This window comes from Nocardioides sp. NBC_00163 (assembly GCF_045206295.1).
Lineage (GTDB): Bacteria > Actinomycetota > Actinomycetes > Propionibacteriales > Nocardioidaceae > Nocardioides.
Window position 1 is genome coordinate 4403638 of the sequence record NZ_CP108155.1, and the last position, 14101, is coordinate 4417738.

General features: G+C 69.2%; 15 protein-coding genes. 11 read left to right on the forward strand and 4 right to left on the reverse strand.

What is annotated here, in order from left to right; genetic code table 11:
* Positions 1-37 precede the first annotated feature (37 nt).
* From OG801_RS21020 to OG801_RS21030, 3 genes are read left to right on the forward strand one after another with little or no spacing between them, the layout of a single operon-like run.
* Positions 38-817 (forward strand): TSUP family transporter, encoded by a 780-nt coding sequence (locus tag OG801_RS21020; RefSeq protein ID WP_406031095.1) that lies wholly within the window; start codon positions 38-40, stop codon positions 815-817.
* A gap of 4 nt (positions 818-821) precedes the next feature.
* Positions 822-1445: a YigZ family protein gene (locus OG801_RS21025; protein WP_406031097.1), complete on the forward strand. Its 624-nt coding sequence runs from the start codon at positions 822-824 to the stop codon at positions 1443-1445.
* A gap of 46 nt (positions 1446-1491) precedes the next feature.
* Positions 1492-2475, forward strand: a complete 984-nt coding sequence (locus OG801_RS21030; protein ID WP_355018281.1) for a GNAT family N-acetyltransferase — start codon at positions 1492-1494, stop codon at positions 2473-2475.
* On the opposite strand, the gene OG801_RS21035 is transcribed toward OG801_RS21030, so the two are convergent.
* Together OG801_RS21035 and OG801_RS21040 are read right to left on the reverse strand one after the other, a co-directional pair.
* Complete coding sequence (locus OG801_RS21035) at positions 2472-3275, reverse strand: SDR family oxidoreductase (protein WP_406031099.1); 804 nt, start codon at positions 3273-3275, stop codon at positions 2472-2474. The genes OG801_RS21030 and OG801_RS21035 overlap by 4 nt on opposite strands.
* Before the next feature lie 229 nt (positions 3276-3504).
* Positions 3505-4617, reverse strand: a complete 1113-nt coding sequence (locus OG801_RS21040; protein ID WP_406031101.1) for a diacylglycerol kinase — start codon at positions 4615-4617, stop codon at positions 3505-3507.
* 77 nt (positions 4618-4694) lie between these two features.
* Between OG801_RS21040 and OG801_RS21045 the strand changes: the two genes are divergently transcribed.
* On the forward strand, positions 4695-5234 hold the full coding sequence (locus OG801_RS21045) for a DinB family protein (RefSeq protein ID WP_406031103.1): 540 nt from the start codon (positions 4695-4697) through the stop codon (positions 5232-5234).
* Positions 5234-5725 carry a GNAT family N-acetyltransferase gene (locus OG801_RS21050; protein WP_406031105.1) on the forward strand — a complete coding sequence of 164 codons (492 nt, stop codon included), beginning with the start codon at positions 5234-5236 and terminating at the stop codon, positions 5723-5725. The genes OG801_RS21045 and OG801_RS21050 overlap by 1 nt, the downstream gene beginning before the upstream one ends.
* Before the next feature lie 2 nt (positions 5726-5727).
* Here OG801_RS21050 and msrA read toward each other — a convergent pair whose 3' ends face one another.
* A complete protein-coding gene (gene msrA / locus OG801_RS21055; protein ID WP_355018276.1) occupies positions 5728-6381 on the reverse strand; it encodes a peptide-methionine (S)-S-oxide reductase MsrA in 654 nt (217 codons plus the stop codon).
* 105 nt (positions 6382-6486) lie between these two features.
* On the opposite strand from msrA, the gene OG801_RS21060 reads away from it, so the two are divergent.
* The 5 genes from OG801_RS21060 to greA all read left to right on the forward strand — a co-directional run bounded on the left by OG801_RS21060 (position 6487) and on the right by greA (position 12426).
* Positions 6487-7656, forward strand: coding sequence for a cystathionine gamma-synthase (locus OG801_RS21060; protein ID WP_406031107.1), 1170 nt, complete (start codon positions 6487-6489; stop codon positions 7654-7656).
* A complete protein-coding gene (locus tag OG801_RS21065) occupies positions 7643-9010 on the forward strand; it encodes a glutamate mutase L (RefSeq protein ID WP_406031109.1) in 1368 nt (455 codons plus the stop codon). Before OG801_RS21060 ends, OG801_RS21065 begins: the two co-directional genes overlap by 14 nt.
* A gap of 10 nt (positions 9011-9020) precedes the next feature.
* The gene (locus tag OG801_RS21070; RefSeq protein WP_406031111.1) at positions 9021-10460 is read left to right on the forward strand and encodes an AI-2E family transporter; all 1440 of its coding nucleotides are present in this window, start codon (positions 9021-9023) and stop codon (positions 10458-10460) included.
* A gap of 1 nt (position 10461) precedes the next feature.
* Complete coding sequence (ilvA, locus tag OG801_RS21075) at positions 10462-11700, forward strand: threonine ammonia-lyase (RefSeq protein ID WP_355018301.1); 1239 nt, start codon at positions 10462-10464, stop codon at positions 11698-11700.
* Between the two features lie 216 nt (positions 11701-11916).
* On the forward strand, positions 11917-12426 hold the full coding sequence (gene greA, locus OG801_RS21080; RefSeq protein WP_355018272.1) for a transcription elongation factor GreA: 510 nt from the start codon (positions 11917-11919) through the stop codon (positions 12424-12426).
* An 82-nt stretch (positions 12427-12508) separates the two neighbouring features.
* Here greA and OG801_RS21085 read toward each other — a convergent pair whose 3' ends face one another.
* Positions 12509-12892, reverse strand: coding sequence for a DUF4307 domain-containing protein (locus OG801_RS21085; RefSeq protein ID WP_406031114.1), 384 nt, complete (start codon positions 12890-12892; stop codon positions 12509-12511).
* 196 nt (positions 12893-13088) lie between these two features.
* On the opposite strand from OG801_RS21085, the gene mca reads away from it, so the two are divergent.
* Complete coding sequence (gene mca / locus OG801_RS21090) at positions 13089-14075, forward strand: mycothiol conjugate amidase Mca (protein ID WP_355018270.1); 987 nt, start codon at positions 13089-13091, stop codon at positions 14073-14075.
* Positions 14076-14101: the final 26 nt, after the last annotated feature.

Consider the following 14101-nt stretch of genomic DNA (forward strand, 5'->3'; position numbering starts at 1 on the left):
TTAACTCGGCGAGCATCCCGCCGCGTAATCTGCGCTCGTGCCCGAGGAGACGCTGAACGTACTTGCCCTTCTCGCCCTCGCGGCCCTGGCCGCCGGCTACGTGGACGCGGTGGTCGGCGGAGGCGGGCTGATCCAGCTCCCCGCGCTGCTGCTCTTCCTTCCCGGCGCAGCTCCGGTGCAGATCCTGGCGACCAACAAGCTGGCCTCGATCTTCGGCACCTCGATCAGCGCGGCGACCTACTACCGGCGGGTGGGCCCGGATCCGAAGACCTTCATCCCGCTCATGATCCTCGCGTTCGCGGGCTCTGCGCTGGGGGCTGGGGTGGCCTCGTACCTTCCCGAGTCCGTCTTCGAGCCCATCGTCCTGATCGCGCTGATCCTGGTCGGGGCGTGGGTGCTCTTCAAGCCGTCCCTGGGCGAGGCGACCGAGCTGAGGTACGACGGTCACCGACACCTGATCGGCGCGATGGTGGTCGGGTTCGCGGTCGGCTTCTACGACGGTGCGCTGGGCCCCGGGACCGGCAGCTTCCTGGTGATCGGGCTCGTCGGACTCCTCGGCTACTCCTTCCTCGAGGCGAGCGCGAAGGCGAAGATGGCCAACGTCGCCACCAACCTCGCTGCCCTGGTCGTCTTCATCCCGCAGGGCGCGGTGCTGTGGAAGACCGGCTTGGTGATGGGTGTCTGCAACCTGATCGGCGGCTACCTCGGGGCGCGGACGGCGGTGGCGAAGGGCGCAGGGTTCGTACGCGTCTTCTTCATCGTCGTGGTCGCCGGGTTCATCATCCGCCTCGGCGGCAGTGTGCTGGGGATCTGGTGAGACCGTGCACTACCTGACCATCGGGCGCGACGGCGCCGCCGAGATCGAGGAGAAGCGGTCCCGGTTCCTGTGCACGCTTGTCCGGGTGGAGGATGAGGCCGATGCGCGGGCGGTGGTCGAGCGGCTGCGCAAGCAGCACTGGGACGCCCGCCACACCTGCTCGGCCTTCAGGATCGGCCCGCCTCCACAGCCCGTTGAGCGGTCCAACGACGACGGCGAGCCGGCCGGTACCGCCGGAGCGCCGATGCTCGAGGTGCTCCGCGGCGCCGGCGTCTCCGACACGGTCGCCATCGTGACCCGCTGGTTCGGCGGAACCCTGCTCGGCGCTGGTGGCCTCGTCCGGGCCTACTCCGAGGCCGTCCGCACCGCGCTCGACGAGGTCGGGACGCTGCGGCGTGAGCTGGTCCGGGAGTATCGGATCGAGGTTCCGTACGACGCCGCCGGCCGCCTCGAGACCGACCTGCGATCCGCCGGTGTGACCGTCCTCGACACTGCCTATGGGAACGCCGTTACCCTGCGGATCGGGGCTCCTCCGGAGGACGAGAACCGACTGGAATCGTTGCTCGCCGAGCTGACCGCCGGAGCATCGTCGCTGGTCCCAGGCACGGACCGCTGGGTCGACCGCTGACTCTCTTTGGGAGAATGGACGGGTGAGCGACCATAGCGAGACGCCCGTGGAACTCCCTGCCGGATGGACGGCGAAGGTCCCAGACCTCGACGATCTGCCCGCACTGCTGAGGCTGCGGGCGGCCGACAAGACGCCGTTCGAGGGCTCTGGAAAGGTCGATGCCGACGCCATCACCGGCGAGATCGCCGGCCCTGCTTCCTGGACCCGCCAGCAGCTCGTCGCGATCGACCCCGGCGGCGACATCCGCGCCTGGGCCATCGCCCACGACCGCGCCGCCGGCCGCACGCTCGTCTACCTCTACGTCGACCGCACCATCGCCCAGGCCGCCGAGGTCGCGGCCGGGCTCTACGCCTGGCTCGAGGACCAGGCCCGATCGATGGCCGAGCTGCGCGGCATCACCGAGTCCCACCTCGACGCCAGCCCGTTCGCCGACGACACCGTGCAGCGCGAGTGGCTGGCCGCGGCGGAGTTCACCAACAAGCGCACCTGGCTGCACATGAGCCGGCCGGTGCTGCCCGACGAGAAGGTGCCCCCGCTCCGCGAAGGGGTGACGATCCGCCCGGTCGAGACCCACGAGAACGGCATGCCCGTCGCGGCCGACCTGCAGACGGTCCACCAGACCCTGGAGGAGTCCTTCCAGGACCACTTCAACTCCTACCGGGAGAGCTTCCCGGAGTTCGTACAGCGCCTCCGAGAGGATCCCGGTCACCGCTGGGACCACTGGTGGCTGGCCTACGTGGACGAGACGCTGCCGGCCGGCACGCTGGTCGCCTCCGTGCTGCCCGCCAACGCGGCCGGGGTCGAGGGGACGTACGTCGAGTACATCGGCGTCAACCGCAACGCCCGCGGCCGCGGGGTGGCGAAGGGGCTGCTCTACGCCGTCATCGGTGACGCCCTCGAGCGCGGCCGTGACCGGGTCTCGCTCGAGGTCGACGCCGACAGCCCCACCGGGGCCGACGGGCTCTACAAGTCGATGGGCTGGGTGACCGACTACGTCACCGAGTCCTGGCACAAGGACGTCACCGTCTAGGCGCCAACATCGGGGAGGTTGAGGTCGAGCGTCGGCGCCTCGGTGCCGCCGTCGACCTCGAGCATCTTCCCGGTGACGAACTGCCCGGCCCGGGAGGTCAGGTAGACCACCGCGGCGGCGATGTCCTCCGCCTCCCCGATGCGTCCGAGCGGCGTCTTCGACTCGATCTCGCCGCGCATCGTGTCGTCGCCCGCCACGAACTCGAGGGCACTGGTACGCACCGAGCCGACGAAGATGCCGTTGACCCGGATCCGCGGCGCCAGGTCGGTCGCAGCCAGCCGCGTCCAGTGCGCCAGGGCCGCCTTCGCGGTGCCGTAGGCGAGATAGCCCCTCCCCGCCGTACGTCCCATCATCGAGCTGATCGACACCACCGACTGCTGCCCGTCCGGGCTCTTCACCAGGTACGGCACCGCCGCCCGAGTCAGTGCGTGCGCCGTGGTCACGTTGAAGTGGAAGGCCTCCTCGAGGTAGCCCTCATCGGTGTCGAGGAACGTGTTCGGGATCGTCCCGCCCACGTTGTTGACCACGATGTCGAGGCGCCCGAACTCCTCGTACGCCGTCGCCGCCAGCCCCGCCGTCGCGTCCGTGTCGGCCAGGTCCGCCGGCACCACCAGCGCCCGCCGACCCACCGCCTCGACCTTCTCGGCGACCTCCCGGAGCTGCTTCTCGGTACGCGAGGCGATCACCACGTCCGCCCCGGCCTCGGCCAGCGCCACCGCGGTGGCCGCCCCGATCCCGCGCCCCGCCCCCGTCACGACGGCCACGTGATTCGTCAGTGTGAATCGATCAAGAATGCTCATGTGCTTCCTTCATGTCGAGACGTCAGCCTGGTCGGCCGAGACGTCGCTTGCGTCGGTCGAGACGTCAGCTGGGTCGGTCGAAGTGTCGCTCCGGTCGGTCGAGGCGTCAGCCGGGTCGGTCGAGATGTCGCAGGTGACGTCTCGGCCGACGTACGTGACGTGTCGGTCGTCCTAAGTGACGTCTCGACCGGCGTGCTTGACGTCTCGGCCGACCGGGGTGACGTCTCGCTCATCGTGTGACGAGGCCGCGGCCGGTGATCAGGGGGAGGTCGAGGGGGCTCACCAGGCCGGGGGCGGCTGCTACGACGGCGGGGATGGCGTTGACCAGGCGCTGGGCGGTGACGATCATCCCGGAGACGTTGTGGTCGCCGTGCTCTCCGTGGTGGCTGAACTCGACGGTCATCGACGGCTCGCCGGTGACCTCGATTCGGTAGCAGCCGTCGCCGGTGGCCGGGATCGGCCAGTCGGGGTCGGACTCCGCGTCGGTCCGGGTGACGTGCTCGAGAGTGATGCGAGGGACTCCGTCGACGCTGCCGGTGACGGTGAAGCGTACGGAGCCCTGGGTGCCCTCGGCGATGTCCACCGACACGGTCTTGGTGTCCTTGACCGCCGGGCGGCGCTCGACGTGCTCGACGAGCGGCTCGTCGAGGGTCACCCCGAGGCCCGCGGCGAGGACCCGGACGACGGGGCCCCACGCAGTGCTCAGCACGCCCGGCTCCCACAGGAACGGCTTGTCCTCCAGCGAGCCCCCGAAGCCGAAGAGGTCCTTCATCACGACGGGCTGGAAGTACGTCGAGTAGTCGGCGATCTCGCTGACCCGGAGATGGTCGATCCGCTGCGACAGCGACGTAATCGCGAGCGGCAGTACGTCGTTGGCGAAGCCCGGGTCGATGCCGTTGACGTGCAGCGACGCACCGCCCTCGCGGCCTGCCTCGTCGATGCCCGAGATCATCTCGTCCGGCAGCGTCCCCTGCGGGTGTACCAGGATCACCGGCCCGGAGGAGACCACGTTGACCCCGTCCCGGATCAGCCCGGTCAGGTCCTCGATCGCCTCGAAGACCCGGTCGTCGGTCATCGCCGCATGGACGACGCAGTCCGGGGCGAGCGCGAGCAGCTCGTCGCGCGAGGTGGTCGCCGCCACCCCGAGCGTACGTCCGAGCCCGGCCAGCTCCCCGGCGTCCTTTCCTGCCTTCGCCGGGGTCGAGGTCCAGACCCCGACCAGCTCCAGGTCGGGATGGGCATCGACTCCCGCGATCGCATGACGACCCACCGTCCCGGTGGACCAGACGACGACTCGGAGCGGCTTCTCGGGACTCTGTGGACCTCTGGGCGCGTGGGACATGCGCCAAATCTAGAACGCGTTTCAGTTTCGCGAAAGCGATTCGCCGAGGAAACTCGGCCACCGCTACGTTGGCGCCCATGACCGAGGCACTCTTCGAGGACACCCGCCATCCGACCGGTGCCCCCTACGTCGCGGACGAGTCCACGACCCTGCGCACGTTCCTCGACTTCCATCGGGCGACCCTGCTCAGGCAGGTCGCGGACCTCGACCACGACCAGCTCAACCGTCCCTTCCCGCCCACCACCATGACGCTGGCCGGACTCCTCAAGCACATGGCGTACGTGGAAGACATCTGGTTCGGCGTACGCCTGGCGGGCAACAGCCCGGTCCCGCCGTTCGACACGGCTCCCTGGAGCGACGACAAGGACTGGGAGTTCACCAGCGCCTCCGAGGATGACCCCGAGACGCTGTGCACCCTGCTCCGCGACGCGATCGCTCGCTCCAACGGGCTCACCGACGCGGCTGGCTCCCTCGACCAGATCGCGGCCGGCACGACCCGCGACGGCCAGTCGATCAGCCTGCGCTGGATCCTGGTCCACATGATCGAGGAGTACGCCCGCCACTGCGGCCACGCCGACCTCATGCGCGAGGCCATCGACGGAAAGGTTGACCTCTGATGCAGATCCGCGAAGCGACGGCCGAGGACTGGCCCCAGATCTACCCGTTCTGGTCCGAGATCGTGGCGGCGGGGGAGACCTACGCTTACCCCGAGGGCCTCACGTCAGAAGAGGCCAAGGACCTGTGGATGTACGACCATGTGGTCGTCGCGGTCGAGGGCGAGGCCAAGGACGAGCACATCCTCGGCAGCGCCAAGATGGGCCCCAACCGCCCGGGCCGCGGCAGCCACATCGGCACCGCCTCGTTCATGGTCTCGCCGAGGGCCCGCGGCAAGGGGGTCGGCCGCGTCCTCGGCGACTACTGCGTGAGCTGGCACCGCGAGCAGGGCTTCCACGGCATCCAGTTCAACGCGGTCGTGGAGACCAACACCACCGCCGTACGCCTGTGGCAGTCCCTCGGATTCGAGATCATCGGGACCGTCCCGGACGCGTTCGACTCGACGTCGCACGGCCGGGTCGGCCTCCATGTGATGTATCTGCCGCTGGCCTGACCTCAGGCGGTCGCGGGGAAGCCGATGCCGGTGTTCGCGTGGCAGCGGTAGCCGTTGGGCACGCGGTCCAGGTACTGCTGGTGCGCGGGCTCGGCGGCGTAGAAGGTCGGGACCTCGCGGATCTCGGTGGTGATCTCGCCGTAGCCCCGCCGGGCGATCTCGTCGCCGTAGACCTTCGTCAGCTCCTCAGCGGTCTCCCGCTGCGCGTCGGAGACGAAGTAGAGCGCCGAGCGGTACTGCGTACCGACGTCGTTGCCCTGCCGCATCCCCTGCGTCGGGTCGTGCACCTCGAAGAACTTCTTGACGAGGTCCGCATACGACACCACGGTGGGGTCGAAGACGACCCGGACCGCCTCGGTGTGGTTGGTCTGACCGCTGCAGACCTCGTCATAGGTCGGGTTGGCCGTCGTGCCGCCCTGATACCCGACAGCGGTCGAGTAGACCCCCGGCGTCTGCCAGAAGATCTCCTCGGCGCCCCAGAAACAGCCGAGACCGAAGTACGCCACCTCCGACCCCTCTGGCGCGGTGCCGTCCTCGGGGGAGGCGAGCAGCGGAGTCCCCAGGACGCGGTGCTTCGCGGGCAGGTCGAAGAGGGCCTGGTCGCGCCCGGCGAGGGTGCGGTCCTCGGGGAAGAGCTGTCTTGGCCGACCGAACATGAGTGACCTCCAGAAAGTCAGGGTTGCTACCAGTCTCCAACACAGTTCGACGCGCGAACGTTCCCGGATGGGCCGCGAGGTGGGATCGGACGTAGGCTCGGTTGTGTGAGCGAGCAGCAGCACCTCGGCAAGGCCGGTTTCGAGACCAAGGCGATCCACGCGGGCTACGAGCCCGACCCGACGACGGGTGCGGTGATCCCGCCGATCTACGCCACCACGACCTACAAGCAGGACGGCGTCGGTGGCCTGCGCAACGGCTATGAGTACAGCCGCTCCGCCAACCCGACCCGCACCGCGCTCGAGGGCGCGCTGGCGGCGGTCGAGGACGGCGAGAAGGGGTTCGCCTTCGCCTCCGGTCTGGCCGCCGAGGACACCCTGATCCGCAGCCTGATGCGGCCCGGCGACCACATGGTCATCCCCGACGACGCCTACGGCGGCACCCACCGGCTGATCGACAAGGTCGAGAGCCAGTGGGGGATCGCGCACACCCCGGCCCAGGTCGCCGACGTCGACGCGGTCGCGGCCGCGATCCAGCCGGGCAAGACCAAGGTCGTCTGGGTCGAGACGCCGACCAACCCGCTGCTCAACATCGCCGACATCTCGGCCCTGGCCACGGTCGCCCACGAGGCCGGCGCGCGCCTTGTCGTCGACAACACCTTCGCCAGCCCGTACCTGCAGCAGCCGCTCACCCTCGGCGCCGACGTCGTGGTTCACTCCACGACGAAGTACGTCGGTGGCCACTCCGACGTCGTCGGCGGCGCTGTGATCGTGCGTGACCTCGGGCTCGCCGAGAAGATCGGCTACCTCCAGAACGCCGCCGGCGCGATCGCGGACCCGTTCGGTGCCTGGCTGACGCTTCGTGGCCTCAAGACCTTGGCCGTACGCATGGACCGCCACTGCGACAACGCCGAGCGCGTCGCCGACTTCCTGACTTCGCACCCGAAGGTCGGCGAGGTCATCTACCCGGGCCTGGAGACGCACCCCGGGCACACGATCGCCCAGAAGCAGATGAAGCGGTTCGGCGGCATGATCTCCTTCCGCGTCACCGGCGGCGAGGCCGCTGCGCTCGCGGTGTGCGAGCGCACCAAGATCTTCACGCTGGGCGAGTCGCTCGGCGGTGTCGAGAGCCTGATCGAGCACCCCGGGCGCATGACCCACGCGAGCGTCGCGGGCACCGACCTCGAGGTGCCGGCCGACCTGGTCCGGCTCTCCGTCGGGATCGAGTACGCCGAGGACCTCGTCGCGGACCTCGAGCAGGCCCTTGACCAGAGCTGACGCGCCACAGACCGCCGTCTGCGTCGACTTCGGCTCCACCTGGACCAAGGCGCTCCACGTCGACCTCGTCTCCGGCGAGATCCTCGGCACCGCGAGCGCACCGACGTCGCTGCACGAGGTGATGGAGGCGTACGACGCCTGCCTGACCGCGCTCACCGACAAGGACTCCCGGGCAGCCGACGCCGAGGTCCTCGCCTGCTCCTCGGCCGGCGGTGGGCTCCGGATCGCCGTGGTCGGCAACGAGGAGCTGGTGACCGCCGAGGCCGGGCGCCGGGTGGCGCTGTCCAGCGGTGGCAAGGTCGTAGCGGTGGTCGCGACCGCAGGTCGTGAAGCTGAGAGTGACCTAGGGGCCACCCTCAGCTTCACAACCCCCGACCTCGTCCTCTTGACCGGCGGCACCGACGGGGGCAACCGGGAGGCCGTCGTCTCGGCCGCGCGCGAGCTGGCCGCGGCCGGCTGGCGTGGACCGGTGGTCGTGGCGGGCAACCGTGAGGCGAACCAGGAGATCGACGAGATCCTGACCGATGTCCCGCATGTGACCTGCGACAACGTCGTTCCCAAGATCGGCGTGCTGGCGCCCGAGACCGCCCGTGCGGCGGTCCGGGAGATGTTCCTCGAGCACGTGATCGGCGGCAAGAACCTCAGCAGCAGGGCCGACTTCCGGCGGATCGTCCAGGGGGCGACCCCCGATGTAGTGCTCCAGGGAGTCGAGACGCTGGCCGAGGTGCTCGGCGAGGACGTGGTCGTCGTCGATGTCGGCGGAGCCACGACCGACGTGCACAGCGTGGTCCGCCCCGACCCCGAGGCGGAGCACGTACGCGAGGAGGTCGTCGCCGTCACCCCGGTGACCCGGACCGTCGAAGGCGATCTGGGCATGCGCTGGTCGGCGACCACGACGCTCGCGGCGGCCGATCACTCCGACCCGAGCCTCGCCGAGTCGGATCTCTCCGGCGAGGTCGAGCATCGGCGCAACCACCCCGGCTGGCTGCCGCGCACCGAGCAGGACAAGGACATCGACGAGCTCCTGGCGAGGATCGCGATCTCCACCGCCCTGCAGCGGCACGCGGGACGCTCCCGAGTCGTCCTGTCCCCGAGTGGCAAGGTCATCGAGCGCACCGGCACCGACCTGCGCCGCGTCGGCGTGGTGATCGGCTCCGGCGGCGTGCTCCGGCACGGTCGCCGGGGCATCGAGGAGCGGGTGATGCGCTGGTCGGCTCGTGGCGGATGGCAGCTCCCGGAGGTCCCGCTGCGGGCGGTCGACGGCGACTACGTGCTCGCCGCAGTAGGGCTGCTCGCGCGGTCGCACCCCGCGACGGCAAGGCACCTTGCGACCCACCTCACACCCTCCCGGTAGCCTCTGTCAGGTGACAGATCAGGGGGATGTTCCCGGGGGCGAGAAGCGGACCGCCAAGGATGGCCTCGAGCGGATGACAGGCGCGTTCAGACGCAACCGGCAGGCGCGTGAGGAACACCGTCACGCCCAGGACGAAGCCGACGCGCGTGAGTCCGCCGAGGTGGCCAAGGAGGCCGCCGCGGAGGCCCGTGAGTCGGCCGAGAACTTCGCGTTACGCCTCGTCAACCAGTTCGAGCGTCTGCGCGAGGAGCGCCAGGAGCAGCTGGCCGCGCCGGAGCCGGTGACCGCTCCCAAGGCGGTCAGCCGCACCGACGTCCCCTATGGCGTCGAGCTCTCCGCGCAGTGGGCCTGGCGGTTCCTGGTCATCGTGGCCGCCGGCTACCTCATCGTCCGCGCTCTCGGTTACCTCAGCATCGTCGTGGTCCCGCTGATCATCGCGCTGCTGATCGCCGCGCTCGTCTCCCCGGTCGTCAACGGCCTGGCTCGGATCGGTCTGAAGCGGAGCATCTCGGCGCTCTTCGTGGTGATCGGCGTGCTCGTGGTGGTCATCGCTTTGCTGAGCTTCGCCGGCACGCAGGTCGCCAACGGGTTCAACGACCTGGCCGGGCAGACCGTCAAGGCGCTCGACGAGATCCGCGACTGGCTGATCAACGGGCCGTTCAACGCGAGCGAGACCCAGATCGACACCTGGCTCAACACGGTGCAGAACACCCTGGAGGAGTGGGCGGCGTCGTACGCCTCCAACCCGTTCTCCCGGGTCAGCGAGGTCGGCGGGGTCGCCCTCGACGTCTTCGCCGGCCTGTTCATCGTGCTCTTCTCCACCTACTTCTTCTGCGCCGAGGGTGAGCGGATCTGGGGCTGGCTGGTCCGGCTCGCGCCGCGGGCCGCGCGCAGCCGGATGGACAGCTCGGGCCGGGTCGCCTGGGTGTCGCTGACCCAGTTCACCCGGGCCACGGTCATCGTGGCCGCGGTGGACGCGGTCGGCATCATGATCATCGCCGCGGCCCTGCAGGTCCCGTTCGTGGCGGCGATCGGCGTACTCGTCTTCCTGAGCTCGTTCGTCCCCCTGATCGGTGCGACGGTCGCCGGCGCGGTCGCCGTGCTCGTCGCGCTCGTCTCCCAGGGCCCGTTGACGGCGCTGCTGATGCTCGGTGGCGTGATCCTGGTCCAGCAGCTCGAGGCACACGGCCTGCAGCCGTTCCTGCTCGGCCGCTGGGTACGGGTCCACCCGCTCGGCGTCATCCTGGCGGTCGCGACCGGCATCGTGCTGGGCGGCGTGGCCGGTGCGCTCGTGGCAGTGCCGCTGGTGGCCGCCCTCAACGCGGTGGCCAACCATCTGACCGCCACGGCCCCGGCCCAGGCTCAGGCGCCGACGTCGCCTCCGCCTCCGTTGCCGGCCAACGGCCCGACCTCCCCACCCCCGCCGAGCCCAGGAGCAGGCAGTGCCTGAGATGCATGGTCAGCCGACGACCGGTCAGCCCACGTATGGCGACATCCTCGAAGCCCGCGAGCTGCTGCGCGACCACATCACCGAGACCCCTGTCCAGGGAGCCCGCTGGCTCACCGACATGATCGGCGACACGGTCATCCTCAAGTGCGAGAACCTGCAGCGTACGGGCTCTTTCAAGGCCCGCGGGGCCTTCGTACGCATCGCCCGGCTGACCGAGGAGCAGCGCAAGTACGGGGTGGTGGCCGCGAGCGCGGGCAACCACGCCCAGGGCGTCGCGCTGGCGGCGACGACCCTCGGCATCCCGTCCACCGTGTTCATGCCCGAGGGCGCGCCGATCCCGAAGGAGAAGGCCACCCGGGCGTACGGCGCTGAGGTGATCTTCGAGGGGCAGTACGTCGACCAGTGCCTCGAGGCCGCGATGGCCTTCGCCGAGCGCACCGGTGCGGTGATGATCCACCCGTTCGACCACCCCGACGTCGTCGCGGGTCAGGGCACGATCGGGCTCGAGATCCTCGAGCAGGCGCCGGACGTGAAGACCGTCGTCATCCCGCTCGGCGGTGGTGGGCTGCTCGCCGGTGCGGCGCTCGCGATCAAGTCGAAGCACCCCGACGTGAAGGTGGTCGGCGTGCAGGCCGAGACCGCCGCCGCCTACCCGGTCTCGCTGCGCGAGGGCCGTCCGATCCGGCTCGACAAGATGCCGACGATGGCCGACGGCATCGCGGTCGGCCTGCCGGGGGAGACCAACTTCCCGATGATCCAGGCCTACGTCGACGAGATCCGTACGGTCTCGGAGGAAGCGATCTCGGGGGCGCTGCTGGCGCTCGCCGAGCGGGCCAAGCTGGTCGTCGAGCCCGCCGGCGCGGTCGGCGTGGCCGCTCTGATGGACGCGCCCGAGGCCTTCGAGGGCCCCGTCGTGGTGGTGCTCTCCGGCGGCAACATCGACCCACTCCTGCTCGGCAAGGTGATCCAGCACGGCATGACGCTGGCCGGGCGCTACCTGCCGGTCGCGGTGACGATCCCCGACCAGCCCGGTGCGTTGGCCACCCTGCTGTCGGTGATCGGCGACACCGGAGCCAACGTCATGGAGGTCGTGCACTCGCGCACCAACCCTGGACTACGACTCGCCGAGGTCGGCGTGCAGCTCCAGCTGGAGACCCGGGGTCAGACCCACGCCGAGCGAGTGCTCGAACAGCTGCGCAGCAAGGGATATCCCGCGACCACGCACCAAGGCCACGCCTGACGTTCCGTGGAACGGTCCCGAGGTCAGATTGCGCAACGTTTCGGTCGCGAACTGTCTTCGGGTGTGGTTGCCTTGTTAAACTGAACCTTCTGACAATCTCCCGTGGAACGTTCGGCTGGGTGAAACCATGCCCGCAAAGCAGGGAGAAAAGGCGCCGGTTGATGGGGGTTGACCGGCGCCCCTTACCTATTCACTACCCATCAGGAGTAACTCGCTATGACTCAGTCGACCGAGACCACGGCTGCCACTATCTGGCTCAGCAAGGGTGCATTCGACAAGCTCACCGCGGAGTTGGAATCCCTGAAGGGCCCCCGACGCCAGGAGATCCTTGCCGAGATCAGCTCCGCCCGCGACGAAGGTGACCTCAAGGAGAATGGCGGCTACCACGCCGCTCGCGAGGAGCAGGGCAAGCTCGAGGGTCAGATCCAGCAGCTCGAGGCACTGCTGCGCAAGGCCGACACCACCGTCCCCGAGGACGACGGTGTCGTCTCGGTCGGCAAGCTGGTCACGTTCAAGTTCGAGGGCGATGACGACGACGAGGCCGAGACCCGCCTCATCGCCTCGATCGAGATGAAGGACTACGCGGGCGGCGTCGAGATCTCCTCTGCCGCCTCGCCCATCGGCGCTGCCCTCATCGGTGCCAGCGTCGGTGACACCGTGACCTACGAGGGTCCTCGCGGGCCGCTCAAGGTCGAGATCCTGAAGACTGAGGTTTTCACCGGGTAGGGATACCCGGTTAACCGGGTATCCCTGCACTTCTCTGGCAATGCAACGCCAGAGAAGTGCAGGGATTGCCTGAGAAGTACGGTCACTCGACCGTGCACTCACCCCACTCGACCCGCAGCGCACGGCGCTCGGTCGGGATGGTGATCGTCTGGCGCCCCTCGGTGGCGGTGAACTCGAGGTGGCCGACCTTCTCCTCCTGGTCGTCCTCGGCCTCGACGGAGCAGACCGGCTTGGCGTCCTTGTCGTGGAGGCGTACGACGAAGGTCACCTCGACCTCGTTCTCGCTGACGGCCTCCCACTTCTCCAGCCCGGAGGAGACCTCGGGGTGAAGAGCCAGCCACAGCGCCCAGCCGAACCAGCCGATGATCGCCACCAGGGCGAGGACAAGTCCGATCATGAGTACGCCCGGGCGACGGCGCGGGCCGCGGCCGTAGCGGGCCGCGATGCGGGATTCTTCAGAGTTCATGGCTTCGGGCTCCGCTTCAGCAGGCTCACGGCTTCGGGATCCGCTTTCGGCAGATGACGGCGTGCTCACGGGAAACATGGTCCCACCCCGCCGAAGGAGACCGCACATCCGTCCCCGGACGCTTACCACCAAAGTTGTCCGCGGAGTGGGAGCGGGTAACCGATTGGTGAGACGGAGCGTGGTTAGGATTGAACCCATGCCAGAGCAGCTCCAGCAGGCGTTCCGCCTGATGCACGTGCACGCGCACCCCGACGACGAGTCGAGCAAGGGCGCGGGGATCACCGCGAAGTACGTCGCCGAAGGGGTCGACGTCCATGTCGCGACGTGTACGGGCGGCGAGCGGGGCGACATCCTCAACCCGAAGATGGAGCGCCCCGGGATCCTGGAGAACATCCACGAGATCCGCCGCGAGGAGATGCATCGCGCCCGCGACATCCTCGGCATCAAGCAGGACTGGCTCGGCTTCGTCGACTCCGGTTGGGTCGAGGAGTTCATGCTGGTCAAGGAGATGGGGGCCAAGGACTGGTCGCTGCTCCCCGAGGGCTGCTTCGGCCGGACGCCGCTCGAGGTGAGCACGCGCCGGCTCGTTGAGATCATTCGGTCCTTCCGGCCGCATGTGGTCACGACGTACGACGAGAACGGGGGCTACCCGCACCCGGACCACATCATGTGCCACCGGGTCTCGGTGGAGGCGTTCCGGGCGGCGGGCGACCCTGACCTGTTCCCGGACGCGGGCGAGCCGTGGCAGCCGCTGAAGCTCTACTACAGCCACACCTTCAACTACCCCCGCATGATCGCCCTGCACGAGGCGATCAAGCGTCATGGCCTGGCCTCGCCGTACGAGGAGCGCCTCGAGGACTGGAAGCAGGACCCGGGCTGGGACGAGCGGGTCACCACGAAGGTGGAGTGCGCTGACTTCTTCGGCGTACGTGACCAGGCCCTGCTCGCGCACGCCACCCAGATCGACCCCGACGGTCCCTGGTTCGCGGTGCCGCGGGAGATCGAGAAGGAAGCCTGGCCGACCGAGGACTACGAGCTGGTGACCTCCTACGTGCCGGTGCCCGAGGCGGAGAAGCGCGAGGAGACCGATCTGTTCGCCGGTCTCGACGTCTCCACGGCCGACGACGAGGGCAAGGCCGCGGTCGGTCGCGAGATCAGCTTCGGCAAGGTCGTCACCGCCTGAAGATCTCTCAGGCACAGGTGAGACAA

Bases quoted from the DNA above. Each gene is read 5' to 3' on its own strand.
- OG801_RS21035 (WP_406031099.1), bottom strand. From the start codon at position 3,275: ATGAGCATTCTTGATCGATTCACACTGACGAATCACGTGGCCGTCGTG.
- OG801_RS21040 (WP_406031101.1), bottom strand. From the start codon at position 4,617: ATGTCCCACGCGCCCAGAGGTCCACAGAGTCCCGAGAAGCCGCTCCGA.
- OG801_RS21045 (WP_406031103.1), top strand. From the start codon at position 4,695: ATGACCGAGGCACTCTTCGAGGACACCCGCCATCCGACCGGTGCCCCC.
- OG801_RS21050 (WP_406031105.1), top strand. From the start codon at position 5,234: ATGCAGATCCGCGAAGCGACGGCCGAGGACTGGCCCCAGATCTACCCG.
- msrA (WP_355018276.1), bottom strand. From the start codon at position 6,381: ATGTTCGGTCGGCCAAGACAGCTCTTCCCCGAGGACCGCACCCTCGCC.
- ilvA (WP_355018301.1), top strand. From the start codon at position 10,462: ATGCATGGTCAGCCGACGACCGGTCAGCCCACGTATGGCGACATCCTC.
- greA (WP_355018272.1), top strand. From the start codon at position 11,917: ATGACTCAGTCGACCGAGACCACGGCTGCCACTATCTGGCTCAGCAAG.
- OG801_RS21085 (WP_406031114.1), bottom strand. From the start codon at position 12,892: ATGAACTCTGAAGAATCCCGCATCGCGGCCCGCTACGGCCGCGGCCCG.
- mca (WP_355018270.1), top strand. From the start codon at position 13,089: ATGCCAGAGCAGCTCCAGCAGGCGTTCCGCCTGATGCACGTGCACGCG.